Origin of the sequence: Bacteroides propionicigenes, from assembly GCF_018390535.1 — a bacterium.
Classification (GTDB): domain Bacteria; phylum Bacteroidota; class Bacteroidia; order Bacteroidales; family Bacteroidaceae; genus Bacteroides; species Bacteroides propionicigenes.
The window spans coordinates 217,543-243,855 of sequence record NZ_JAHBBW010000006.1 but is presented as its reverse complement, the minus strand read 5'-3'; the positions used below and the strand labels follow the sequence as shown (position 1 = coordinate 243,855).

Here is a 26,313-nt window from a genome sequence, read left to right as displayed (position 1 = left end):
CTATTATCCATAAGGAGAAACATCGGTTTGATGAACCATTTTCAAACATGAATCGCCCACGATTAATCCTAAAGATTATGTTACGTCAGCTATTATCCATAAGGAGAAGAAAAGCTTTGATGAACCATTTTCAAACATAAATCGCCCTTGATTATTCCTAAAGATTATGTTACGTCAGCTATTATCCATAAGGAGAAGAAAAGCTTTGATAAACCATTTTCAAGCATAAATCGCCCCGATTAATCCTAAAGATAATGTTATGCTGGCTATTATCCATAAGGAGAAGAAAAGCTTTGATGAACCATTTTCAAATATCAAGATTCCCAAACATATAGCATAACCTATAAAGAAATACAACCTTTCCATTTAAATAGTTTTAAATAGAAAGATTGCATTTTTATCAAAATTATTTAACAGATATCTAAATATCTCAGATTCACTGAAAAGGATATAAACTGTGCTATTTTCTCATCGTACATTAATTCAAGCTCTTTAATCATAAAGAATTTTCTTAAAAAGCTCGAGTATATATTCTCTCACCTCATCATCAGAGGTTTTTCGTAAAAAATCAAGTAACTGATATAAAGTTTCTATGGAAATGGAAGACATTATCGCGTCAAATGAAAAAGAACCTCTCAAATAAACATTCGTTATTTCTGGAATATCTATGAAGTCAATAACATCTGACAGAGCGTGCCTAAACGGACTAAGAGCAGGTCTGATACCTTGCACTTCCATTAGCAGTGTTATCCAGCGATACAGAGATGCGTAAAATGACCTCAAGACAAAAACATTAGAGGATGAAAGCGCTTTATATATTTTTTTCCATTCTTCCCACTCTTCAGTAGAACAAATTAAGCCGCCCCTGTTCTCCGAGCCTGTGAAAAAATGCTCGTTATTCACATCTACATTATAACTCCACACCTCTGTTCCGTCCTCTAAACCTTCTGCAAGGTAACTATAATCTACCTTTTTATCATCTTTGTTAGTTTGGTGTTTCTTTTCCATTTGGGCTATTTTAGCTTTGTTTTGTTCCCAAAGTTTCAGGGCCTCTCCGGTAAGAGGCGTTAAATGAGTTATTTTGTTATGAAATTCAGAAAACGCCAAGCGCTCCTTCAAGTCGTCATTTAATCCTTTTTTACAATGCTCATCCATGATTTTGTTTCTTTTTTCTTCCGAATAATATTTGTAGTTTTTCTCGGTGGTATCCCTAAGTCCGTTTAATTTATAATTATCCAGTTCACCACTAACCAAAACATTCTGACGGATAGACATTGCGGAAGACACATCAAAATCGGGACGCTCGTCAGAAGTAGCTATTGCGTAATCAATCCGAGCAAAAAAATCCTTATACCTATATTTTGTATAATTTATCAATACCGTATTGATTTCTTGACGAATCCGAATCATGTTTTCCGAATAGGGATGTTTGGACTCTCGCTTTCCCTGCGCTATCTCATAGTTATTATAATCAATTTCATGTATGCATCTATTTTTCCACAAATAATCAAGTGCAGTTTTATTCATCCCCAAATTAATATCTCTGCTTAATTTTTGTACCATTTTCTTTATCGTCTCACTTTCAGTAATTCCAAAATAAGTTTCTGCACAGTTATTGTCTATTTCCAGTAACTCGTTGGTTATTTTATTTTTTATAACTGTTATGTGCTTAATTTCTCTGGGACTGCAAGGGCAATATATTCTTACCTTAGTATCATTATAATAATACTTGTCGAACTCCCATTCAAGTACAGCTTCTTCCCAAACCTCACTCGCACTCTTTCTTAGTACCGCCTTTCTGAATTTCGACGATAATTTTTGTTTTTTTTCTTGATTCATAATTTTTCTTTTTTATAAATTATAGAATTTGAAATCATATTTATCCAGCAAACTTTCTTAAGAAATTGTCTTTCTCATTTTTTCTGTTTTTTGAATAAAGCTGACTCCATAATGTCTTTAATGGTATCTTGACCCGAAAAGTCACTATTCGTTTTACTTTTCTGATTTAAATATGCAGATAGCCAGTTGTCTATTTCCTCAGGAGAGAAATAGACTCTGTTTCCTGTCTTATAACAGGGGATTTCATCTTTTGAAGTCATTTTATATAGTTTCGACTTACTTATTAGAACTCCCTTTTGGTATAAGTAATGCTTCAATTGCTCGACAGACAAAAACTTCGGTATTTCCTCCGGTTTGCCTATTCTTTGAGATAAAATCTCTTTTACTTCTTTGATTTCCGAAATCAAATAATCTATTTGTTCCGGTAAGTTATTATAATCAGTTCTCATACTCATTCTTTTTAAAGTTTGATGCAAAGGTCTGAAAACAGAAGAAAGCAGGTTAGTGGCAAATTGGAACGAATGATAAATTATCGTATTTTTATGGCGAATTTAAAATAAAAAGCAATGAAACAAGACTGTTATAAGTTTGATAAAGAGCTGTTTGAGATTCTGATACAAGAATACAAAGAGCGATTAAAAATCCAACTAACACTTGGGAATTTCGAGAAACTCCGCTTTTTTATCAATCAAGAGACAATAGATGAAGAAGAAGAACGGATTTATAATAAGGAAAAAAGATATAAAAGCGAAGATAAGGTCAGTTCAGATTCGATAAAGCGACATTTCGGACTGATTGCAAGCAACAGCAATCCGAGTATTTCCAGTTGTTCTTTATATGCCAGAAGATTGGGGTATTTGAGTTGGGACGATTTTTGTGAGAAGGCCGAACAAAAATATGATGTCGTCAAAGGATTCAGTACTATACACTTTCATCAATTCAGTTATTTGAAGGAAGGAGATGAAGTAACCGTTGGTTGGTATCCAAAGAAATATTGCAGATTGAAATTTTTAGAAGGATATTCTTTCGAAGTTGTTGAGTCTTATGGTATGCACAGTAAACCCGGAAGAATAATTGAAACATACGGATTTCGATTATCTCCAATTACGAGCAAAATAAATCTTCCAGAGGTTTTAATAGAGCCACTTTTTGATGATGACCCTCTATGGTATTTCATTAATAATTTCGATAGTGACTTGTGCTGTATAGATGTTCTTCTATAATATAAAGTGAAGCTATTTCTCTATACTCTTATATATTATCATATATCATACAAATATCTATTCTTTAAATATTTAGATATATAAATAGTTCACTTCATTCATTTTATTCACTATGTAAGAATTTACTACTTCAAGTTTATTCTTCCATATTTGAGATAGAATATCGTCTCCTTATATTGAGTATTAGGGAGAGGGGAAAAGCTCGATACGGGAGACGAAAACAGCTTCATTTCAGGCATGGAGAATATTATCGTTTCATGCCTGTTTGAAAGCGGAAAGAGTCTGCAAAAAACGGCTTATTTTCGTGATGAAATTATTGCGTTTTTGAGGCTTCATATCGCCTTCGCCTAAAAGTAACCACCTTGCATTGATATATGGAAAAGCAATCAGTATCTTTCGTACAGTCCAGATTGTAGGGTCAGCGTTCCCAAATAACAGATTCATCAATTCAGTAACAGGAATACCGATTCTTACACAAAATTCTGGAACGGACAGAGTTTCTACCTCTGCTATCTGTCTGATACGCCCTTTTATACCACCATTCAGAATATCCCAAAAAACTAACGGCAAATGAATATTATCCATTTTGAGCGCTTCTTTAAACAACGGTGCTATTTCAGAGGGTGAATGTCCGGATATTCCACAGCCTATCTCTGTGACTAAAAAAGTATATTCCGGGTGTTGTTTCGCATATACCAGAAAATCATCAACATATTTTTTGAAATTCTCCATATCCTTGGAAGGTATTGCATAGGTTTGCCCTTGTGCTCCTGCTGCCTGTCCTATAATAGCCCCGAATTTCATAGCTGTGGATGCGGCGTTTCCGTTATGCACACCACAAGAATTTGAACCGAATACGAAGATTTCATTCTCTTTCAGTTCCGTAATGTTGTGAGGGGTAATTCTTTCATTCATATTTTGAAGTTTTGGGTACAAAAAATCCCCTCATCGCACAAGCAATAAGAGGATTCTCTAAGTGTATAACTCTCGGTTATTATCAGTTCAACGAAATAAGATTGATTATCTTCTCCCCATTATTTGCAACATTATCGATTACAATCTCATCTGATTCTGTGATAGTACCCACAACATTTGCACCGTCTGAATACCTGAAACCTGTGAATGTGATATTGGGACTTTCTGAATTTGCCGAAAGATTCTGTATCTCATATTCCGAAACTTGAAATTGTGATTCCTGATAATCTTTCATTGCTATTTTTGAGAAAGTTGTATTGTTGTAAGAATACCATGCTTTACTTGTACCAAAATTACTAATAGATATTTGTTTTTCTAATGCGACACATTGTTCTCCGTCAAACTCTAAACTTCCATTTATCACCATTGTATTGCGTACATAGTTTGGTATAAATTTCCAATAAGTATCATCATTCGGTATTGTACAGATTACTTTTTCTTTTAATTCATTATTACCGATAGTCTCATACTTGATAATCTCTTTATCACGAATTGAATACAAATCGCCATTGAAAATAAAGGTATAAATATCCGCAATCGGATATATTCTTCCTCCCGGACATTTTACACGACAGTTTTGTTTCTGTTCAAAACCTGTCCAATATACAATGAAGCCATTATCTGTCACTATAAATCCGTTACATGTAACATTATCCGGTAGCATATTTTGCAACGTAAAGTCAGAAGTGTTCAATTTATATATTTGGTTATACACAGGATAATTCGAACCGGAACAAGCTAAATAAATGTTTCCTTGATTGTCCAATGCAGTTTTTAATTCAGTGTCTTCATACAAAGATATATCCATTTCCTTAGGCCATCGATATATCTTTTCTGTTTGGACATCAACAATGGAGAGATATTCTGTACTACCCCAACGTACACTTATACCTATATCATCAGGCCCAGGTTTATAGAACAAATCGATAATGTCTTGTGCGATAGGGTTTATAAGAACTACCTTATCGCTCAATTTCAATACTTTATGAATACCAATATTATGGTCTTGACCGTCTTCTCCCTTGATTGACAACTTTACCTCATTGCCTGATAAGTCAAGTTTGTAATAAGAGTCGTCCCCTGTTGCTCTTGTTGCGGATGATTTCTGATAAATCATCTTGGCGTCACTCACATTCAGATTAGTAAGGTATTTATAACCTTCTTCATAATTGATAGAGGCACCACTTCCAGAGCCACTATCATCACCACATGCAGTAAATAAAGCTACTGCACCAAGCATTAATAGAAATTTCTTCATTATTACCAGTATTTATTCCATTCTCCCCGCCCACACAGAAGAAGTTTATAATATGCGAAAGCGTGAGGGCTGCTAACTTATTTTACGGAATAGGCTCTGGTAAAACCCTTGAACTAAAATAAGCAACAGTCTCCCCACGCCATATACGGATATGACGCGAGAGATGCTAACTTATCCTCGTTCGTTTATAGTTTACCAGACTTTATTCCGGAGAATCAGTTAAACACTTTCGTGTACCTTAAATTTCTAACATGTCCGTCACGTTGCCATGACGGTACAAAATTAGATAAAATAAGGCACATCACAAAGTAACATCTCATAAAGAGACTGTTGCAAGTTACAAAATTAGATATTATTCTTCATTCAGCACTTCATCAATATAAAGTTCGCGTTCCTTTTGAGCTTCCTCATGTTCTTTGATATTCCTTTCCAACCGCTCAAAGTAAGCGTCACCGAGTCCTTTCTCTTCAAGTGTTTTATCAAACATATCAATGATTTCATCTGAAATTTCCTCTTCATCATCATCTTCGTTCCAATCATCCAAAGCGGCAAATATATCTTCCCCGTTATCTTCTTTTTCTGATGAAGAAGTATCTTCAACCTCTGCTTCATCCTCACACTCAATATCCGGCCCTAACATATCGATAAGCTCGTCAATGGTATACTCTCTTTTCTCTGGAGTATTCTCCACAGCTTCTTCTTGGGTAATAGGCTCGTTTACGCTCGCTTCCTGTTCTTGAACAATAACAGGCTTTTCTTTTACTGCTTTCTTTTTCTTTGGAGATTTCTTTTTAGCTCCTACAACCTCAGTAGTCAAAGGTTGTTCTTCTTTGGTTCTTTTCTTACGTGTCATAACTTTATTTATTTTGACATTAATAATTTTCCGAGTCATTGAATTTTCGGTTAATACATATATCCACTTTTTTGCCGGAATATAAAAGAAAAAGGAATTTTAACTATATTCTTAACCTGATTTAAGCCCTCGCACCGGTAATTTAGCATAAAGAAAGCCCGATTCCCCACTAAACAAGAGAATCGGGCTATATGCTTAGCTCACCCCAATTAAGAGAAATACGGACATTAAAAGCTCAATAAATGGGCATTTCGGGCTCTATTTTCAGACTCCAAATCAGCAAGATATATCTCGGTAGTGGTTATGCTCGTATGTCCCAGCATGGGAGATATAATAGCTACCGGAACACCTTCGTTTCGCAATACGGTCGCATAAGTGTGGCGGGCAACGTATGTCGTAATCTTGCCTATATTCAACTTCTCACCGATAACTTTCATCCTGTCATTTATATGCTTGGTGAGGTTTTTCTTTTTCTTCTCATGCTCCCAAGCATCATCGCCGGCTTTCATAAAGGGAAATATATAAGTACTCTTTCTTGGATTGTTCCCCCACTTATCGATAATGGATTGCATTTCCGGGGTTATCGGTGCATAAATCCGTTTTGAGTCACGAGTTCGGTCTTTAGTTTTTTGACGGATAAATGAAATTTCCCCGTTTTGAATATCGGAGAATTTAAGGTTTATCAAATCGGCAACATTGATACCGTTACAGAAATAGATGAATAGCCACAAGTCACGATAAAACTCCGTAAATTCGTTACCGTCTGAATAATTGGCGATAGCTTTGAGTTGTTTTTTGTTGAGTGCTTTTTTTCTGCCTGAACCTTCCTTAATTTGATATTTATCTCTTCCGAAAGGATAATCAGCTTCCCTAATCATCTCGGCAGACTTGGCAATATTCATAATGGCACGAATATTTCTCATATTGATAGCTAATGTTGTTTGATTCACAGTTTTCAAACAGAATTTTTCAAAGTCACGCAACCACTCGGCTGTAATATCACGGATTGGTACATCATTCTTTTTATACCGTTTAATCAGCGAGAGTGTGCTTTGATAAAAGGTTTTGGAGCCGAATTTGTTATTTTCACCCAGTTCCTTAATCTTGGCTTCAAGCATTTCATTGATAGTTCCACCGATATTTTTTCCAAGTCTCGTATTAAGACGGTCAAAAGAAAATGTTCCACGTTCTGCCAGATATTCTACATTCTTAAGAATGCGGCTAAGTTCTTTTCCAATTTCTTCCTGAATTTCCCGGCATTCTTTGGATTTACCTTCAAGCGCTTCTTCAAGTTCTTCTTTTGAAGTCAGACAGAGGCCGACAGAATAATACTTTGGCTTGCCTTGATAATACACTTTGATTTTTACCGGATAAGTACCTTCTTTATTAATGGTGCGAGTGTCAAGTATAACAGATACGACAACACCGTTTTTAATGATTTTAATCATGGATTTTTAAATTACTTGTAAACGGAATTGTTTACCAGTAATATATCCATTTTACAACGGGATTATAAGTTAAACAGGGCTTTCAAAAGGCATTTACAGGCTTTTTCAGACAACGTTTGCATTACTGTTTTGGAAATATTTTAAAGTAGTATTGAATAAATGAATCCCGAAAAACAATATTTTATTTTGTATTTCAAAACAAAAGGCTTACTTTTGCATAAACAACAAAAGGCATGAGAATCATAGCAAGAAGCAAGATTATTGAATATTATAGCGGACATCCCGATTCGGAAACTGCACTTGAAGACTGGTATCAGAAAGTGAAGAAAGCGGAATGGACTTGTTTTGCCGATATGAAGCAGATGTTTAACAGCGTGGATAATGTGGGTAACCAGCATTATGTATTCAATATCAGAGGAAACAATTATCGGTTAATCGTAGTTATCAAGTTTACGATAAAAACCGTACTAATCCGTTTTATCGGTACTCATGCTGAATATGATTTGATAGATGCAAAAAATATATAGACGTATGGCAAAGATTCAGAATGAAACAGCTTATAAAGCGGCAATGGAGAGGATAGAAGAACTTCTACCATTGGTTGATGACAACACACCTTTGAATGACAAGAATCTGATAGAATTGGATTTATTGTCTGAACTTGTTGCGGATTATGAAGATGAGCACTATCCAATAAAATCACCGTCTTTGGTAGATGTGATAAAGCTCCGTATGTATGAAATGGGCTTGAATCAAATAAAACTTTCAGAGCTTCTTGGAGTAAGCCCCTCACGTGTCAGTGACTATCTTACGGGACGTTGTGAGCCTACCCTTAAAGTAGCTCGTGAAATGAGCCGGAAACTCAATATTGATGCAAATATAGTATTGGGAATCTGAGTGTAAATTGCAGTCCGAAATCCCCATTTGCACGAAAATTGCACAAATCACCGGAAAATAGAAGAAATGGCATGATTACGGATGAAAAAGAAATATTATCTTTGCCCTTGTAAAAGAAGTATTTAAGCAACGAGAGGAAGATATAAGAAGCTGGGAGTTAATGCTTTAGCGGCGTTTCATAATCATGAGGTCCCCGGTTCAATCCCGGGTCCCGCTACAAATGAAGATTTAGACTGTTGAGAGGCTTCCACTCTTGGCGGTCTTTTTTGTTTTTAAGCCGGAAAAAACTTGTTTTGATGTATATCATAATCCGTTTTGATGTACATCAAAACGGATTATGATATACATCAAAACAGGAAATATTCTTGGATTTCAGTTTGCACCTGCCCCCTTCCACCCTTCCGAAGTTTCCTGTTTATACGAGATAGCGGGTGGAAGGGGGGCTTAGATAAATTACTTTTCCAAACAAATATTAACAGCATTCATTCCTTTTGCTCCGCGCTCAAGGTCGAATGTAACAATGTTACCTTCTTTAATCTCCGTAACAACATTGTTCACATGAAAGAAGTATTTCTCAACTCCTGAAAGGTCTTTAATAAAACCGAAGCCTCTGGACTCATTGAAGAACTCAACCCGCCCTCTCAGAACCACCGGCCCTTCATCTTCCTTCTTGGGTGTAGAAATCATTATCTCCTCTATCTTAACCTCTTGCCTCTTGATATTCTCTTCAGGCGGAGTCGAGGTTATCATTCCATATTCGTCCACATAAGCAATCATATCGTCGAAACTGCCTTTATTAGACTTTCTACCTTCTTTTCTCTTCAGTTTCTCTTCCCGTTTAGCAAGTCTTTTCTTTTCATTTTCACGTTTTCCTACTGTCATGGATTTTGCCATAGAACTTATATTTTATAATTGATGTATAACTGTTGAATAAATAATAAACTTAGAAACAATCTCAAATAGCAAATTCCGCTTTACAGAGCTTCTTCCCCGTCAGCTTTTGAATATCATTGACCAACTTACGTTCTTCCTGTGAGCAAAAAGTCAATGCAGTTCCTGAGTTGCCGGCCCTGCCTGTACGTCCTATACGATGTACATAAGTTTCAGGTACATCAGGAAGATCGTAATTAATAACTAATGGCAATTCGTTGATGTCAATACCTCTGGCTGCAATATCAGTCGCTATCATAACACGTATCTTACCCGATTTGAAATTCTCCAACGCAGACTGCCGTGCATTCTGGCTCTTGTTTCCATGAATGGCTTGGCTACCGATACCTGCCTTACTCAACACCCGGACTATTCTATCTGCGTTGTGCTTGGTACGTGAAAAGACAAGCACGGACTGCCCTTCCGCTTTATGTAAAATAGAAATCAGCAATTTACTTTTCTCCTTCTTCTCTACAAAGTAAACAGTTTGCTCAATAGCATCTACCGTAGATGATTTGGGCGTTATACTAATCTTTACCGGCTGCTTCAAAAGAGAGTTGGTCAAAGCAATAATAGTATCGGGCATAGTAGCCGAAAAGAACAATGTTTGTTTCTCTTTCGGAAGCTTAGGCAACAAGCGTTTGATATCATGGATAAATCCCATATCAAGCATACGGTCTGCCTCATCCAACACAAAGTGACGCACATCATCCAGACGGATATATCCTTGATTCATCAAGTCAAGCAAACGTCCCGGAGTAGCAACCAGTATGTCAATTCCTTGATGTAACATATTTACCTGCGCGCGTTGATTCACTCCTCCAAAGATAACTCCATGACGAACTTGTGTGTATTTTGCATAATCGTCTATACACTCACTAATCTGTAAGGCCAGCTCACGGGTAGGCGTCAGTATCAAGGCTTTGATGCTTTTGTTTTTATCCTTATTAGCTTGCAGATGCTGAATGATGGGGATGGCAAATGCGGCAGTCTTTCCTGTACCGGTCTGCGCGCAGCCTAATATATCTTTTCCCGTTAATGCGGCAGGAATCGCTTTTTCTTGTATAGGGGTGGGATTAGTGTATCCTTTTTCTTCAATTGCTTTTAAAATCGGTTCGGTTATATTTAAATCTTTAAATGTCATATATATTGTTTTTGGGTGTACTAAAATATTAGCACAAGTATAATCTGAGCACGCTTCACTCAAGTGGCCCATACAAAAAGTCTGATAAATCTTTTTAGAATGAAAAGTGCAGGTGGTGGAGCGGAGCGCTTCCGCTAAATAAAAAATACGGTAGTTGTTTATAAAAGGCAGGAAATCAAGTTTCCTGCCTTTATCCTGATATTAATATCTTCTGGAGTTGTTATAACCGCCGCGGGGTCTACTATTTGAGGGTCTTTCCTCGCGAGGACGTGCAACGCTTACTGAAATGACTTTGCTGTCATACTCTACGCCGTTCAGTTCGTCAATAGCTTTCTGTCCTTCTGTGTCGTCGTTCATTTCGACAAAAGCAAATCCTCTGGATCTACCTGTTTCTCTGTCAAGGATTACTTTAGCTGAAGAAACTTCTCCAAACTCTGCAAATAAATTTGTCAAGTCGGCATTATTAACGCCATAACTTAAACCTGAAATGTAAATGTTCATTCTAAAAATGTTATAAAATAAATAATAAATTGGAGTGAGGAGGATAATTAAAGAAGAGGACTGCTTACTAATAATATATTAAAAGAAGAACTATACGATAATGATTCGTAACTCAAACTCTGGCGACAAAGGTAGTATAATAAACTTGATAAATACGTTTCTATCTGTTTTTTTTCACAAGAAAGACGATTATTATCATTTATTAAGTACATACAGAAATTCAAAACAGTTGCTATTTACCTATTTTCACCCTTAGAAAAAGGAAAATATGAACATAAGCAATCTATATATGGATAGTATTTTTCTATAATAAGCCGCTAACTTTGCACAAATTATTGGTGATTATTATGAAAAAACTACTATTCACTTTTGCCTTTCTCTGTTTGGCAATAGCTAAAGGGGATGCCCAAAAGACCTTGACACTGAAAGAGTGTCTGGAAATAGGTATAGAAAACAACCTGTCTTTGGAAAGCAAACGTAAGGAAATGCAGAAAAGCAAATACGGAGTTTCCGAAAACAGGGCAAGACTATTGCCTCAAATCAATGGATTTGCCAACTATAATGACAATATAGATCCCCCTGTATCCGTTACGGACGGTTCTGCCTATGGAAACCCATATAACATAACCCAGACTTTGCGATTCAATGCTAACGCAGGGCTACAGCTACAAATGCCTCTTTACAACCAGACACTTTACACCACCGTATCCATAGCCAAAATTATGGATGAAATAAACCGTCTTTCTTACGAAAAGGCACGTGAGGATCTCATTCTGGAGATATGCAAAATGTATTATCTGGGACAGACCACTGCCGAACAAATCACATTGATAAAAGCCAATATTACCCGATTGGAAGAATTGAAAGACATTACTATGGCCTTCCATGATAATGGAATGGCTATGGAAGTAGACGTTAAGCGGGTAAATATCAACTTGGAAAATCTGAAAGTGCAATACGATAATGTACAGGCCATGCAAGAACAGCAACTAAATCTGCTGAAATATATTATGGACTATCCGGCCGATGAGCAAATAGCGTTAGTCCCGGTAAATTCCGAAAACATCACTCCCGTGGCACTGACCGGATTATCCGAGAATCTGTACGAGTTACAGCTGCTGCAATCACAAAAAGCAATGGCCGAAAAACAAAAAAAGATGATTGGCTACGGCTACATCCCTTCACTGAACCTGACCGGTAGCTGGATGTTCTCTGCTTATACTGACAAAGCCTACCATTGGTTCCACTCCGGACCGTCCAATCACTGGTTCCGTTCCTATGGGCTGGGACTGTCACTGCGCGTCCCTATCTTTGACGGACTGGATAAACGCTACAAAACCCGGAAAGCTGCAATAGACATTGAAAACCTGCGATTGGCACAAGAAAATACCCGCAAAAATCTGCAAACCCAATATCTGAATGCTACCAACGACCTGATGAATAATCAGCGTAACTTCAAAAAACAAAAAGACAATTACCTGCTTGCCGAAGACGTATACACCGTTACCATGGACCGTTACCGCGAAGGAATCGCTTCTATGACCGAGGTTCTGCAAGACGAAATGCAGATGAGCGAAGCACAGAATAATTACATCAGCGCCCATTACAGTTATCGGGTTACCACCCTGTTACTACTGAAACTGACAGGACAAATAGACTCATTAGTTAAATAACAAGTTAATCAAATCAGCATATGGAAACAAAAGAAAGAAATAACGCATCGAACACACATCAGGAGAAAGCCAAGAAACTGCGTAAGCTACGCCGTTGGCAAATCGTAATCAGCCTGTTGGGAGCTGCAATCGTCATTTGGGGAGTAATAGAGGTAGTTTGTCTCTTCCTTGATTATAAACAAACGGAAGTCAGCAATGACGCACAGATAGAACAATACATCTCCCCCATCAACCTGCGCGCATCGGGTTATATTAAGAAGATTTATTTCACCGAGCACCAGGAAGTGCACAAAGGCGATACCCTTCTTGTATTGGACGACCGCGAATATAAGATACGTGTAATGGAAGCCGAAGCCGCACTGAAAGATGCACAAGCCGGAGCTACCATAATCGGAGCTACCCTGCAAACCACGCAGACCACTGCTTCCGTATATGACGCCTCCATTTCCGAAATAGAAATCCGTCTTGCCAAACTGGAGAAAGACCGCCAACGCTACCAAAATCTGGTACAAAGGAATGCCGCTACTCCCATACAGTTGGAACAGATAGAGACAGAGTACGAAGCCACTCGCAAAAAACTTGAAGCAACAAAACGTCAGCAAAAAGCCGCTCTATCGGGAGTAAATGAAGTTTCACACCGCCGTGAAAGTACGGAAGCCGCCATTCAACGTGCCACGGCAGCTTTGGAAATGGCGCGTCTGAACCTCTCCTATACCGTAGTAGTAGCTCCCTGCGACGGTAAATTGGGAAGGCGGGCATTGGAAGAAGGACAGTTCATTACAGCCGGACAAACTATCACCTACATTCTGCCCGATACTCAAAAATGGATTGTCGCCAACTACAAAGAGACACAGGTAGAGAACCTCCATATAGGACAAGAGGTTACTATCACCGTAGATGCTATCAGCGACAAAGAGTTCACAGGAACCATCACCGCCATTTCAGGTGCAACAGGTTCCAAATACTCATTGGTTCCTACCGATAACTCTGCCGGAAACTTCGTAAAAATACAGCAACGCATACCCGTACGCATAGATTTCACCCACCTATCCCAAGAAGATAACGAGAAACTGGCGGCCGGCATGATGGTGATAGTAAAAGCCAAACTCTGATTTTTAATTATTAATTATTGAAAAGATGCCCTCATATCCTAAAAACTACCCGTTCTACAACTGGGTGCCTAAACCGATAGGTATCATTATCCTGTTTATGTTCTTCCTTCCTATTCTTACGGTAGGAGGAACTTACTCCGCCAACGGTACAGAGATGATGAGCGGCCTGGGCATCATATCCGAACATATCCAATTTGCCAATTTCGCCACCTCCATAGGTATGGCGGCATTCTGTCCTTTCCTGTACCGACTGGTATGTATCCGCAGAGAGAAAATGATGTGTATTGCCGGATTCTCACTGATGTATATCTTCAGTTACATCTGTGCCAAGACAGACAGCATATTCCTGTTAGCGCTATGCAGCCTGTTCATGGGATTCCTGCGCATGGTACTGATGATGGTTAATCTGTTCACCCTCATCAAATATGCCGGTCATGTGGAAGCAACCGAGAAAATCACTCCCGGCAACGAACCTGCCACCGGCAAAGGTTGGGACAAACTGGACATTGAACGAAGTGCCGCACAACCCGCCATTTATCTGTTCTTTATGGTACTGGGGCAGCTGGGTACATCGCTCACCGCATGGCTCACCTACGAATACGAGTGGCAGTACGTTTATTACTTCATGATGGGATTGTTATTGCTCTGTATTCTTATTTCTTTCATCACGATGCCCTATCACAAGTATGCCACACGTCGTTTCCCGATAAACTTCAAACAATTTGGCAACGCTTCCATCTTCTGCATCACACTGATGTGCATCACCTATGTACTGACTTACGGCAAGGTTCTTGACTGGTACGATAATCCTACTATACAATGGGCAACGTTCGGGGCTGTAACTGCAGGAGCTTTATTTATCTATATAGAAGCAACTCAACGCAATCCTTATTATCAATTCGATGTGCTTAAACTGCGTACTATCCGTTTTGGCTTCCTATTCTACTTCCTGTTAATGGTATTGAACTCCAGTTCTTTGTTTGTCAACGTATTTACAGGCATAGGGATGAAACTGGACAATTACCAAAACGCCACATTGGGAAACTGGTCTATGTTAGGGTATTTTATCGGTGGGATTGCAACAATTTGGCTTAGCGTAAAAGGAGTGCACTTTAAATACCTTTTTGCCGCAGGATTCCTGTTCTTGGGGCTATCTGCCATGTATATGTATTTCGAGGTACAAGGTGCAGGCCTATACGAACGAATGAAATATCCTATCATCATCCGCTCTACGGGCATGATGCTCTTATACTCGCTGATACCGACGTTTGCGACCCAGCGTATGCCCTATAAATACCTCTCTTCATGGATTTGTACGATGCTTACCGTACGTATGGTGCTTGCTCCCTGCATCGGAACAGCCCTATATAGTAATGTATTGCAGGAACGTCAACAATACTACATCACCCGCTATGCACAAAACGTAGACATGATGCACCCCGAAGCATCCGCCTCATTTACGCAAACCGTACGAGGAATGCAATATCAAGGAAAGAGTAAACAAGAAGCTATCAATATGGCAGCCATGTCCACTAAGGGGCGCATCCAAGTACAGGCTACTTTATCGGCAGTCAAGGAAATGGCGGGATGGACGCTATATGCCTGTCTTTTTTGTATGATATTTGTAGTTGCACTGCCCTATCCTAAACGGAAATTATTAACTTAGCACTGTTTTCGGACAAAACCTATAATTCCTAATGTCATGGATACCCAGCAAGAACGCCTATCGCACCTTGACAGTGCATTATTGAGCAAACAACAAATTTGCAGTTCGGAAGGTATGCTTTACTCGTTTCCGCCTGCCTTGCAAAGCCCATTCCTGATAGAAGGCGTGGGACTGGTAATTTGTCGCCAGGGGAATTTTACTTTTATTCTTAATCAAAAATCATTCTCCGCCAAAGCCGGCGATACGCTCTTCCTTCCGAAAGATTCCTTGTTTCAAGTACTGTATGCATCCGGTGACGTGGAAGTATTCATCTTTATTTATCAAACTGACCCCATACGGGATATCATGGGAAATTCGGTAGTATCCATGAACTTGTATTCTCATTTGGCCACCGAGCCATGCTATGTATGGAATACCGGAGAAGAAGAAGAGGTCTTGAAATACCTGTCACTACTGGACAATACGCTGAAAATCGAAGAGAATACATTCAACCGATACGAACAGAAACTGCTCCTGCTCGCATTGACTTACAGGCTATGCTCGGTCTATACCCGTAAGCTCATTGCAGAAAAAGCATCCGTAAGCCACAAGCATGATATATTCATCCGTTTGGTACAGTTGATAGAGCAATACTATACGGAAGAACGAGGAGTAGACTTCTATGCGGACAAACTATGCCTATCCCCAAAATACCTTTCAGCCTTGTCCAAATCCATCTGTGGATATACGGTACAAGAACTGGTATTCAAATCTATTATCCGCAAAAGCATCTCACTGCTCAAGAATACACAAAAAAACGTACAGGAAATATCCGACTTTTTCAACTTCCCGAACGCATCCTACTTCGGCACTTTCTTCAAGAAACAGACAGGAATGTCACCGCAACAGTATCGTAGAAAATAAGGAAACGTCGCAAAACTATTATACTTTCAGCCGAATAACGAAACAGCTTCCTTTCCCCAACTCACTTTGGACTGTCAACGTACCACCATGAGCCTCAACAAAGTCTTTGGATATGGAGAGTCCTAATCCGCTTCCCTGCACTTTAGTACCGGGTACACGGAAGTAGCGGTCGAAGATACTTTGATGATAACGCGGATCAATACCTTTACCAAAGTCCCGTACATAGAGTTCCACAAAATTATCTTCCTGTTTTGCACCAATCAAGACACGACCGTTTTCCTTAGAGTAACGAATGGCATTACTTAATAGGTTAGTGAGTACCCATGCTATTTTCTCGCTATCCACAAACAGCTTCGGCATCTTCTCTTCCGGGTATTCCACCTCAATCTGGATATTGAACCTATCAGCCTGTACCTGATTGGCTTTGATGGCATATTCTATCAATTCTATAGGTTTTGTTATCTTCGGTATCATCTGCAACTTACCGGCTTCTACCTGAGTCATATTAAGAAGTTCACCCGTAATATCCAGCAGACGGTCGGCATTCTCCCTGATACTCTTAGAAAGTTGTTCCTGTTCCTCGTTCAGAGCACCGATACGATTATCCTCCAGAAGCTGCAAACTCATAAGGATTGCGGAGATAGGAGTTTTCAGTTCATGCGAAATCGTAGAGATAAAAGTAGTTTTCGCCGTATCCAGTTCTTTAAATTCAGTAATGTTTTTCAATAGGATAACATCACCCAAATTATGAGGTTCGTCTGTATCGGCATCCGTATTCACAATGGTGATATAGGACGCCTGAAAATAGCTTTCCTTGTTATCGGCATAAATCTTCAGGGGTTCCCGCTTCTCACCCGGATTAATCAGTTCTCGGACCAACCGGCGAAGCAAATCATTTTTCAGCGACAATTCCTCAGCCGAACGGCAAATAACATCTTCACGTTTCAGGTTAAGAACCGTCAGTGCCTCCTTATTTATAAAAAGGATTTCGTGTCCGCAGTTCAAACCTATAATAGGCTCATGGATACTGTTTACAATAGCCTCCAAAAACTTTTTGGCAGATAATATATCATTCAACGTACTGGTACGATATTCCGTGAGACGCTCTGCCATACTGTTGAAGCTGTCAGCTACTTTACGAAACTCTTCATGTTCACTCATATCAAGACGCTTTTCATAGTTATGGTTGGCTATTTCGAGGATACCTTGCGTCAGTTCCCTGATAGGTTTGTTTATGGAGCGGGGTAACCATACCAGCAGCACAATACCGGCAAGAATGCAAACACCGCCTGTAACGGAAATCCATAACAAGGCACGTTGCAGACCGGGCATGGCGGCAGGACTATCCGGTTCGGTAGCCGTCAATATCTGAAGGTTTACAACAGAAAGCGCTACCAACAGTATAATCATACCGGTTAGAATGCCCACACTAAGTATCAATTTTGTACGAATATTCATAATACTCAAAGAATTAAATTTTATGCAAGTATAATCAAATCTACGTTTGCTTGCGCCAGTTCACTCACAAATTTTCTATATTTCAGCACCATAAACAGAGATTGCGGCAAAGCAAACGAGGGACTTCCCATGCAAACGGTAGTAATCTGCTTCTCTCTGCAAGCTGTAACAATACTACCCAATACATCTTTGGATTGCACCTGCATAACTTCCCCACCCAATTCGGTCACCAGCTTGAAATGATTCAGCAGATGCCGCTGATTTGCGAGTATAATCCGGTCGGAACTCTCACGGGGAGTCTGCACATAAAGTGCGACGAAGGATGTGTTATAACGGGTCGCCAATCGCGCTGCCTTACGGATAATGCGGCGCGGCGTTTTTTCCTGACTACTGATGCATGCCATAAACTTCTCATGCCGCACACCTACACTGGTGACCACCACCTCATTCTCTACTTTCTTCTCTACCCTCAACGCAACTTCTTTTAAAGCCAACTCACGTAATTGCAGGATATTTTCTGTTTTGAAGAAGTTATTCAGAGCAAGAGCTACCTTATCCGGTTTGTATATCTTACCGGCTTTCAGACGGGTTATCAATTCTTCCGCCGTCAGATCAATATTCACAACTTCATCTGCTTCTTCCAATACACTATCGGGGATACGTTCCTTTACCTCGATGCCGGAAATGCCTTGTACTTCTTCATTGATACTCTCAATATGCTGTATATTAACTGCAGATATGACGTTTATCCCTTCATCCAACAAATCCATCACATCCTGCCAGCGCTTCTCATTCCGGCTGCCTTCCACATTAGTATGCGCCAGTTCATCCACTATGACAAGTTCCGGGTGAATACGGAGGATGGCGTCAAGATCCATTTCCTCGAGTTCCTTCCCCTTATAGAATATCTTACGTCGGGGAATAACAGGTAGTCCCTTCAACAGTGCCTCCGTACCGGCACGCTCATGTGTTTCCACATAGCCAATATTTACATCCACACCATTATCCAACAGGTCACGGGCCTCCTGAAGCATACGATAAGTTTTGCCTACACCGGCAATCATACCGATATAGACCTTAAACTTCCCGCGACGCGATTTCTTAATCAAGTCGAGGAAATGTTGTACGCTCTCTTCCCTACTCATGGTTTCAGGGTTATGCCAAACACCAGATGCGCATCTTCCATACGGGGATTCCAAATGGCTTGTGCAAATATCGGTATAGCAAATTTATCCGTTACCTTTATATCTTTCGTGGCTTTCAAGCCAAGATTGGTGACGGCAAAGCCCCTGTTTGGAACTCCGTAAACACCCACACCGGCTTCGTAAGGAAGAAAACCGCAAATGGCATTCAAATCGACAGACTTGATACTGAACGGATAGTTCAGTTCAACATAAGAAGAATAGTTCTGCCCTCCTTTGTCATTTTTATCCGCACCGGCAAACATCGTGTACCAAGCTATCGAAAGCGGGAGCTTCTCCAACGGTAATGTATAGGCAAGTCCCGCTTCAAAATGATGAGCCGTCTCATGACTCTTGAAGTTAAAATACTTATTGGCTCCCTGACCAGCCCACCAAAGGCTGGCAACGGACAAAGTAAGACCGGAATCGCCGAACGTATATGCCGCCGTCAAATCTATTTCCTTAGCTGCCGCACCTTCAGAAGAACTTGTTCCGTCAAAATCGGTAGAACCCCATGCTGTCAACGAAAAATCACCTATTCCAAAACCTAAAGTCGGCTGAAAGCTAACTCCGGTCTGATAAAAGCCGCGCCACACATAGGAACTTACCAAATCTCCCTGTATCCGGACTTCTTGCGCACACACTTTATCCCCCCCATAAAAGCTTACTACCACAGCTGCTATAAAACCTATTATTGTTACTTTAAAATGATTCATATCTCTAATTATTTTTCATTCGTTTTTTCCAAATCCAATGCTATATTCAATTTCAAAACATTCACTTTCTCCGTACCAAACAGCCCCAATAAGGGTTTTTCAATGGTCTTGTCAACGATATTCCTGACAGCAACCTCATCCAGTCCCCTCGCCTCAGCCACACGTTTTACCTGTACATAGGCACTGGCAGGCGTAATGTCAGGGTCCAATCCCGAAGCGCTGGCCGTTACCATTTCGGCAGGAACGTCCTTGCGTTGTAGATAAGGATGATGCAGCAAGAATGTACCAACACGTGCTTCCACCTCTGCAAGATACTCCTCGTTTGTAGGACCTTTATTACTACCAGCCGAACTACTTGCATCGTAACCTTCACCGGCACAGGAAGGCCGTCCCCAGAAATAAATATCTTCCGTAAACATCTGCCCTACATTGGCAGCGCCCACTACCTTGCCGTTCAAAGTCAAGACCTCGGCATTACCTTTATTCGGTCCTGCAAATTGTGCAAATATCCATAAGATAAGGATATAGAATACCGAAAAGAATATACAGAAAGCAACTGTTATTTTTACTGATTTCCAAAGAGTTTTCATTTTCTTTCTACTTTAAATTAAAAAAACAAACTGACAAACATATCTATCAACTTAATACCTATGAACGGTGCAATGACACCACCCAAGCCATAAATCAACAAGTTACGGCGTAGCAACGCACTTGCACCGATAGGCTTGTACTGAACGCCCTTCAAAGCTAACGGTATCAGTATGGGAATAATAATAGCATTAAAGATTATGGCCGAAAGAATGGCTGTTTCAGGACTGTGCAGCCCCATGATGTTCAACGGAGCCAACTGAGGAATAGCAACCATAAACAGCGCGGGAATAATAGCAAAGTACTTGGCGACATCATTCGCAATGGAGAATGTAGTAAGCGTACCACGCGTCATCAGTAGCTGTTTGCCAATTTCTACAATTTCAATCAGCTTGGTCGGGTCGTTATCAAAGTCTACCATATTCCCGGCTTCCTTTGCAGCCTGTGTGCCGCTATTCATGGCAACACCCACATTTGCCTGCGCCAGTGCGGGGGCATCATTGGTTCCGTCTCCCATCATGGCAACCAATTTACCGGCCTGCTGCTCTTTCTTGATATATTCCATTTTATCCTCCGGCTTTGCTTCGGCAATGAAATCATCCACACCGGCCTTTTCGGCAATATATTTAGCAGTCAACGGATTGTCGCCAGTCACCATAACCGTTTTTACTCCCATTCTACGAAGACGTTCAAAACGTTCCTGAATACCAGGTTTGATGATGTCCTGCAATTCAATGACTCCCAGCACCGCTTTATTGACACATACCACCAGCGGAGTACCGCCATTGCCCGAAATAGCGGCAATCACTTCTTCCACTTCTTTCGGGAATTTATTTCCGGCACTTTCCACAATGCGTCGAATAGCGTCGAATGCACCTTTACGGATTTGAGTACCATCTTGCAGGTCTACACCGGAGCATTTGGTTTCAGCGGTAAACTTAATCATATGAGCACCCGCAGTGTTGAGGTCGCGCATACGATGACCGTTCTCACGTCCCAACTCGATGATGGACTTTCCTTCCGGAGTTTCATCGGAAAGCGAGGACAGCAGGCAAGCCTCTACAAACACCTTTTCATCGATACCCGGAGCCGGATGAACCCCGGTAGCTTTGCGGTTACCGATAGTAATCGTACCAGTCTTGTCCAATAGCAGCGTATCGATATCACCGGCCGTTTCTACGGCTTTACCCGATTTTGTAATGACATTGGCGCGCAGGGCACGGTCCATACCGGCAATACCGATAGCCGAAAGCAGACCGCCGATGGTTGTCGGTATCAGGCAAACAAATAAAGAGAGAATGGCTGCAATAGAGATACAGGTGCCCGGATGAGCGATATTGGTATAGTCTGCCATCGGAATCAGCGTAATACATACAATCACGAATACCAACGTAAATCCTGCCAACAAGATAGTCAGCGCTATTTCGTTCGGCGTTTTCTTACGGGTAGCACCCTCTACCAACGCAATCATTTTATCGAGAAAGCTCTCCCCCTGTTGTTGTGTTACCAATACCTTTATCTTATCCGAAAGAACTTTCGTACCACCGGTTACGGAACTTTTGTCACCGCCTGCCTCACGGATTACCGGAGCCGATTCACCGGTAATGGCACTCTCATCAATAGAAGCCAGTCCTTCCACAATCTCACCATCGGCAGGAATCGTATCACCCGCTTCACAAACAAAGAAATCTCCTTTCTTGAGGCGTGCACTGCTGACTGTGCGCAGTTTACCCTCCACCAATACTTTGGCGGGAGTCTCCTCGCGCGTCTTGCGCAGGCTGTCCGCCTGTGCCTTACCACGGGCTTCGGCAATAGCTTCGGCAAAGTTGGCGAACAATAAAGTGACAAACAATACTGCAAATACCAAGAAATTATAGCCGAACGTACCGTATTCCGATGTTTCTAAAGAGAGAATGCAGACTGCCAGCATCACCAGAGTCACCAACTCTACAGTGAACATAATCGGATTCTTTATCATCACCCGCGGATTCAATTTCACGAATGACTGCTTTAAACTTTCCACAACTTGCTCCTTCTGAAACAAAGAAGCTGATTTTTTATCTTTCATAACCATTTCTAATTATTCTTATCCATTACAAACTGAAGTGTTCAGCAATTGTGCTCAACGTATGTACCGGGAAAAAGGATAGTGCTGCCACAATAAAGATTACGGCAAAAGTCATTACGGCAAAAGTGAACGTATCCGTTTTCAGTGTGCCGGCACTTTCTGGAATAAACCTTTTCTGTGCCAACAGACCCGCTATCGCAACCTGCCCCACAATAGGAAGAAAACGACTTAGAATCAGCACCCAACCACAGGCATAGTTCCAAAAGTAGGTATTGTCTCCCAAGCCTTCAAAACCCGATCCGTTATTCGCTGCACATGAAGTGAACTCATAGAATTGCTCGCTCAGTCCGTGAAAACCGGGATTATTCAGCCACCCGCCCTCACTCTCTACAAACTGCGGATGATGAGCAAAAAGGTAACAAGACAAAGCCGTACCCACCAATATCACAAGCGGATGAAGCAATGCAACGATTGTCGCTATTTTCATCTCCCGGGCTTCTACCTTCTTTCCTAAGAGTTCCGGCGTACGCCCTACCATCAGCCCACTGATGAAGACTGCAATAATAATAAACGTATAATAGTTCATCCACCCTACTCCGACACCGCCAAACCAAGTATTAATCTGCATATTCAACATTTCCATCATGCCGGACAAAGGCATCGTGGAATCGTGCATACCATTGACTGAACCGTTGGAAGTAACCGTAGTCGCAATGCTCCATAAAGCAGTGGCGCCTGCTCCCAAACGGACTTCCTTGCCTTCCATCGCCCCGTTGTCCTGTGCAATGCCCATATCATCGATACGGGGATTACCGTTCATCTCCTGATAGACGTTGATGCCGACACCCGCCAAATAGGCACAGAGCATTACACCGTAAATACTATAAGCCAGTTTCATGCGTTTTGTATAAAAGCCTAACGCAAAAACCATAGCCATAGGTATAATCAGGATAGACCAGCATTCTACTATATTGGACAAGTAGGTAGGATTTTCCAACGGATGAGACGAATTTACGCCGAAGTAACCGCCACCGTTCGTACCCAACTGCTTGATAGGAACGATGGCAGCCACCGGTCCTTGTGAAACCGTTTGTTCCTGTCCTTCAAGCGTAGCCACTTCCATCTTACCATCAAAGCCCATCGGAGTACCTTGTGTAATAAGGATAAAGCCGACAATCAGAGAGAGCGGTAAAAGGATACGCGTACAACTCAACACAAGAAAGTTCCAGAAGTTGCCGATTGTATTCGTCGTTTTACGGCTGATGGACTCCATAATGCCCGCCATGGCCGCCATACCTGTCGCTGCAGTAATAAACTGGAAGAGCATGATGACGAACAATTGAGTGAAATACGTCAGCCCACTCTCACCGGAATAATGCTGCAAGTTACAGTTCACCATAAAACTGATGCAAGTATTGAACGCCTGGTCAGGAGTCTGCGGACCATTCCCGTCCGGATTCAACGGCAGCCACCCCTGACTGACCAACAGTACCATTCCCCAAACAAACCAGACAGCATTCAATATCAGCAACGCTTTGAGGAACTGCTTCCAGTTCATTTCTTCATTGGGATTAACACCTGTTATCCTAAATATCAATCTCTCTATCGGTTTCATAAAGTCCGACCATATCTTCTCTCCTTTATAAACCTTTGCAATATACTTTCCCAACGGGTAAGAAATTACCACCAACAGGAAAATCTGCAAAACCACACCTAAAATTTCCGTATTCATTTCTTTAATCTTTTAGAACTTTTCGGGTTTTACCAGCACATACATCAAGTACCCGAACACTGCAACACCTAATACAAATAATACTGTGTACATAATCTTTTCTCTCCTCTTTAAATCTTCTCAAACCAATCCACACTTTTCCAGAACAGCCAGAAAGCGAGAAAACCGCTCAACAGGCAGACAATAAATGAAATTGTTATTCCCATGTTTTTACTTTGTTAATTTAATATTCATGTTTTTACCGACTCCATAAATGCCAAATGTATGCCAAAAGTCCGGTCGAGAAGATAAAACAATGAGTTGCAGGGACATATAAAAAAGTAATGGGTTACAAGAAAAGAAAACACCCTTCCAAAATGAAAGGGTGTCTATCAAAATAGAAAAGAATCATGGCATGATTCGAGGCTCATTCGCAGAGTCCATTGGTTTCAATAGGGAAAACCAACAATTTCAACGTAGAAAACTGTTAGTTTCAAGCGGTGGAACAGAAAGTTTCATGCGTTGAAACACTTTGTTCCATACAGGGAAACTTCCGACAAGCGATAAGATAAAGTAGCTTATATTCCGTATTCTTCTATTTTACGGTAGAGTGTAGTCAGTCCGATTTTGAGCAGGCGGGCAGCTTCCGTCTTATTGCCCTTCGTGTATTCCAGCACACGGGCTATGTGACGACGCTCCATGGCCGAAAGTTCAAAACTGCCGGGACAGGTTTCACTGGATTGTTCGTAATGTGCGTTCTGTATGTCAAGCGGCAAGTCGGCAACATCCAACCGTTCGCTCTCGCAAACAATCAGGCTGCGTTCTATCACATTGCGCAGTTCACGAATATTGCCTTTCCAAGGCTGTTGCTCAAGGGCTTCAAGAAAAGCAGGCGCTATTTCCGTAATGGGACGCGCCAAACTGCAAGATAAGCTCCTTACAAAAGCTTTCGCCAAGAGACGTACATCACCTGCCCGTTCGCGCAATGGCGGCAGGTGTATCTGGAATACAGAGAGACGATAAAATAAATCTTCACGGAAGTGTCCTGCAGCAATCTCTTCCTGCAGGTTACGGTTGGTCGCAGCAATAATGCGTACATTCACACGAGTAGGTTTCGTATCGCCAATCTTTATATACTCACCCGTTTCAAGGATACGCAGAAGTTTGGCTTGCAGTTCAAAAGCCATTTCTCCAATCTCATCTAAAAAGATTGTACCGTTGTTTGCTTCCTCAAACAGTCCTTTCTTGTCCTTCAATGCTCCCGTAAACGAACCGGCCTTATGACCGAACATCTCGCTTTCCAACAATTCCTTGCTGAAAGAGGAACAATTAACCGCAACGAAATTCTGCTTGGCACGCTTGCTATTATAATGTATGGCCTGGGCAAAGACCTCTTTTCCCGTACCCGTTTCACCTGTCAGCAATACCGGTACATCTGTGCCCGACACTTTCTGCGCCAGCAAAATAGCATCCTTCACAACTTTTGAATCCCCCAGAACAGAATCGAAAGAATACGTTTGTCCCACTTTCTTTTCCAATTTCTCCAAACGGACGTTTATACGCGCCTTCTCTGCAGCACGGCTGACGAGTGGTATAATTTTATTGTTATCATCACCTTTAGTGATATAATCGAAAGCACCGTTCTTAATGGCTTGCACACCGTCCGGAATGTTTCCATGTGCAGTCAACAGGATTATCTCGACGTTAGGGGCTGTTTTCTTGATAGACGACACAAGGTCTACCCCATTACCGTCAGGAAGGAACACGTCGCACAGGGTGACATCCGGGCTTTGGAGTTCCAACTGCTTCAAAGCATTCCTGCAATCACCGGCCTGGCATACTTCATATCCTTCCAACTCCAACATACGTGACAAAAGGGTACGGATTTGTACTTCATCGTCAACGATTAAAATCTTGCTCATATTTCTTCGGATAAGTTTAAAGTAATAAATGGTAAAAACAGGGGATGTGCAAATATAAACGTTTTCCGGGAAACAAACGGCATGTCTTTTGAACTTTTATAAGTGAAAGGACTGTACATAAGGCTACGGAGAAGTAGAAAAACGCCTTACAATGTATCCTCAGAGACATTGTAAGAGAACAGAAAAAGAAACTCACCCTTCCATTTTGGGCATGAGCCTTCTAAAACGAAAAGGAATACAGAGGCTT

23 protein-coding genes and 1 pseudogene are annotated in these 26,313 nt (G+C 40.9%); 7 read left to right on the top strand and 17 right to left on the bottom strand.

Annotation, left to right across the window (positions count from 1 at the left end; genetic code table 11):
• Positions 1 to 492: 492 nt before the first annotated feature.
• Both KG118_RS10630 and KG118_RS10625 read right to left on the bottom strand, forming a co-directional pair.
• A complete protein-coding gene (locus KG118_RS10630; RefSeq protein WP_117711484.1) occupies positions 493 to 1,839 on the bottom strand; it encodes a hypothetical protein in 1,347 nt (448 codons plus the stop codon).
• 74 nt (positions 1,840 to 1,913) lie between these two features.
• Complete coding sequence (locus tag KG118_RS10625; RefSeq protein ID WP_117711485.1) at positions 1,914 to 2,288, bottom strand: helix-turn-helix domain-containing protein; 375 nt, start codon at positions 2,286 to 2,288, stop codon at positions 1,914 to 1,916.
• Between the two features lie 117 nt (positions 2,289 to 2,405).
• Between KG118_RS10625 and KG118_RS10620 the strand changes: the two genes are divergently transcribed.
• Entirely contained in the window at positions 2,406 to 3,062 is a 657-nt protein-coding gene (locus KG118_RS10620; RefSeq protein ID WP_213388438.1) for a hypothetical protein, read from the top strand.
• A 543-nt stretch (positions 3,063 to 3,605) separates the two neighbouring features.
• Here KG118_RS10620 and KG118_RS17495 read toward each other — a convergent pair.
• From KG118_RS17495 to KG118_RS10600, 4 genes and pseudogenes are all read right to left on the bottom strand, one after another.
• Positions 3,606 to 3,977, bottom strand: a pseudogene (locus tag KG118_RS17495) (A1S_2505 family phage non-structural protein); the annotation flags it as partial.
• Between the two features lie 82 nt (positions 3,978 to 4,059).
• A complete protein-coding gene (locus KG118_RS10610) occupies positions 4,060 to 5,295 on the bottom strand; it encodes a hypothetical protein (RefSeq protein ID WP_117711488.1) in 1,236 nt (411 codons plus the stop codon).
• Between the two features lie 352 nt (positions 5,296 to 5,647).
• Positions 5,648 to 6,187: a hypothetical protein gene (locus KG118_RS10605; RefSeq protein WP_117711489.1), complete on the bottom strand. Its 540-nt coding sequence runs from the start codon at positions 6,185 to 6,187 to the stop codon at positions 5,648 to 5,650.
• A 188-nt stretch (positions 6,188 to 6,375) separates the two neighbouring features.
• Entirely contained in the window at positions 6,376 to 7,596 is a 1,221-nt protein-coding gene (locus tag KG118_RS10600) for a site-specific integrase (protein ID WP_117711490.1), read from the bottom strand.
• Between the two features lie 233 nt (positions 7,597 to 7,829).
• Between KG118_RS10600 and KG118_RS10595 the strand changes: the two genes are divergently transcribed.
• Together KG118_RS10595 and KG118_RS10590 are read left to right on the top strand one after the other, a co-directional pair.
• Entirely contained in the window at positions 7,830 to 8,123 is a 294-nt protein-coding gene (locus tag KG118_RS10595) for a type II toxin-antitoxin system HigB family toxin (RefSeq protein WP_117711491.1), read from the top strand.
• Between the two features lie 4 nt (positions 8,124 to 8,127).
• On the top strand, positions 8,128 to 8,493 hold the full coding sequence (locus KG118_RS10590) for a helix-turn-helix domain-containing protein (RefSeq protein ID WP_032562349.1): 366 nt from the start codon (positions 8,128 to 8,130) through the stop codon (positions 8,491 to 8,493).
• Between the two features lie 453 nt (positions 8,494 to 8,946).
• On the opposite strand, the gene KG118_RS10585 is transcribed toward KG118_RS10590, so the two are convergent.
• The 3 genes from KG118_RS10585 to KG118_RS10575 all read right to left on the bottom strand — a co-directional run bounded on the left by KG118_RS10585 (position 8,947) and on the right by KG118_RS10575 (position 11,068).
• Positions 8,947 to 9,387 carry a cold-shock protein gene (locus KG118_RS10585; RefSeq protein ID WP_117711492.1) on the bottom strand — a complete coding sequence of 147 codons (441 nt, stop codon included), beginning with the start codon at positions 9,385 to 9,387 and terminating at the stop codon, positions 8,947 to 8,949.
• A gap of 61 nt (positions 9,388 to 9,448) precedes the next feature.
• The gene (locus KG118_RS10580; protein ID WP_117711493.1) at positions 9,449 to 10,567 is read right to left on the bottom strand and encodes a DEAD/DEAH box helicase; all 1,119 of its coding nucleotides are present in this window, start codon (positions 10,565 to 10,567) and stop codon (positions 9,449 to 9,451) included.
• A gap of 201 nt (positions 10,568 to 10,768) precedes the next feature.
• A complete protein-coding gene (locus tag KG118_RS10575) occupies positions 10,769 to 11,068 on the bottom strand; it encodes an RNA recognition motif domain-containing protein (protein WP_117711494.1) in 300 nt (99 codons plus the stop codon).
• 347 nt (positions 11,069 to 11,415) lie between these two features.
• Here KG118_RS10575 and KG118_RS10570 point away from each other — a divergent pair, with 347 nt between their 5' ends.
• Genes KG118_RS10570 through KG118_RS10555 form a run of 4 tightly spaced genes read left to right on the top strand, consistent with a single transcriptional unit; the run spans position 11,416 to position 16,422 of the window.
• On the top strand, positions 11,416 to 12,741 hold the full coding sequence (locus KG118_RS10570; RefSeq protein ID WP_117711495.1) for a TolC family protein: 1,326 nt from the start codon (positions 11,416 to 11,418) through the stop codon (positions 12,739 to 12,741).
• Positions 12,742 to 12,761: 20 nt separating this feature from the next.
• Positions 12,762 to 13,853 (top strand): HlyD family secretion protein, encoded by a 1,092-nt coding sequence (locus KG118_RS10565; protein WP_117711496.1) that lies wholly within the window; start codon positions 12,762 to 12,764, stop codon positions 13,851 to 13,853.
• 25 nt (positions 13,854 to 13,878) lie between these two features.
• On the top strand, positions 13,879 to 15,519 hold the full coding sequence (locus KG118_RS10560; protein ID WP_117711497.1) for an MFS transporter: 1,641 nt from the start codon (positions 13,879 to 13,881) through the stop codon (positions 15,517 to 15,519).
• A 36-nt stretch (positions 15,520 to 15,555) separates the two neighbouring features.
• Positions 15,556 to 16,422 (top strand): AraC family transcriptional regulator, encoded by an 867-nt coding sequence (locus KG118_RS10555; protein WP_117711498.1) that lies wholly within the window; start codon positions 15,556 to 15,558, stop codon positions 16,420 to 16,422.
• Positions 16,423 to 16,440: 18 nt separating this feature from the next.
• Here KG118_RS10555 and KG118_RS10550 read toward each other — a convergent pair whose 3' ends face one another.
• The 8 genes from KG118_RS10550 to KG118_RS10515 all read right to left on the bottom strand — a co-directional run bounded on the left by KG118_RS10550 (position 16,441) and on the right by KG118_RS10515 (position 26,066).
• Positions 16,441 to 17,880, bottom strand: a complete 1,440-nt coding sequence (locus tag KG118_RS10550) for an ATP-binding protein (RefSeq protein WP_117711499.1) — start codon at positions 17,878 to 17,880, stop codon at positions 16,441 to 16,443.
• Positions 17,881 to 17,900: 20 nt separating this feature from the next.
• A complete protein-coding gene (locus KG118_RS10545; RefSeq protein WP_117711500.1) occupies positions 17,901 to 19,025 on the bottom strand; it encodes a sensor protein KdpD in 1,125 nt (374 codons plus the stop codon).
• Positions 19,022 to 19,777, bottom strand: a complete 756-nt coding sequence (locus tag KG118_RS10540; RefSeq protein WP_117711501.1) for a hypothetical protein — start codon at positions 19,775 to 19,777, stop codon at positions 19,022 to 19,024. The genes KG118_RS10545 and KG118_RS10540 overlap by 4 nt, the downstream gene beginning before the upstream one ends.
• Before the next feature lie 8 nt (positions 19,778 to 19,785).
• Entirely contained in the window at positions 19,786 to 20,367 is a 582-nt protein-coding gene (locus KG118_RS10535) for a K(+)-transporting ATPase subunit C (RefSeq protein WP_117711502.1), read from the bottom strand.
• A 17-nt stretch (positions 20,368 to 20,384) separates the two neighbouring features.
• On the bottom strand, positions 20,385 to 22,433 hold the full coding sequence (kdpB, locus tag KG118_RS10530; protein ID WP_117711691.1) for a potassium-transporting ATPase subunit KdpB: 2,049 nt from the start codon (positions 22,431 to 22,433) through the stop codon (positions 20,385 to 20,387).
• A gap of 25 nt (positions 22,434 to 22,458) precedes the next feature.
• Positions 22,459 to 24,165, bottom strand: a complete 1,707-nt coding sequence (gene kdpA / locus KG118_RS10525) for a potassium-transporting ATPase subunit KdpA (protein WP_117711503.1) — start codon at positions 24,163 to 24,165, stop codon at positions 22,459 to 22,461.
• 12 nt (positions 24,166 to 24,177) lie between these two features.
• Positions 24,178 to 24,258 carry a K(+)-transporting ATPase subunit F gene (gene kdpF / locus KG118_RS17660; protein WP_081446778.1) on the bottom strand — a complete coding sequence of 27 codons (81 nt, stop codon included), beginning with the start codon at positions 24,256 to 24,258 and terminating at the stop codon, positions 24,178 to 24,180.
• A gap of 464 nt (positions 24,259 to 24,722) precedes the next feature.
• Positions 24,723 to 26,066, bottom strand: a complete 1,344-nt coding sequence (locus tag KG118_RS10515; protein WP_117711504.1) for a sigma-54-dependent transcriptional regulator — start codon at positions 26,064 to 26,066, stop codon at positions 24,723 to 24,725.
• Positions 26,067 to 26,313 lie beyond the last annotated feature (247 nt).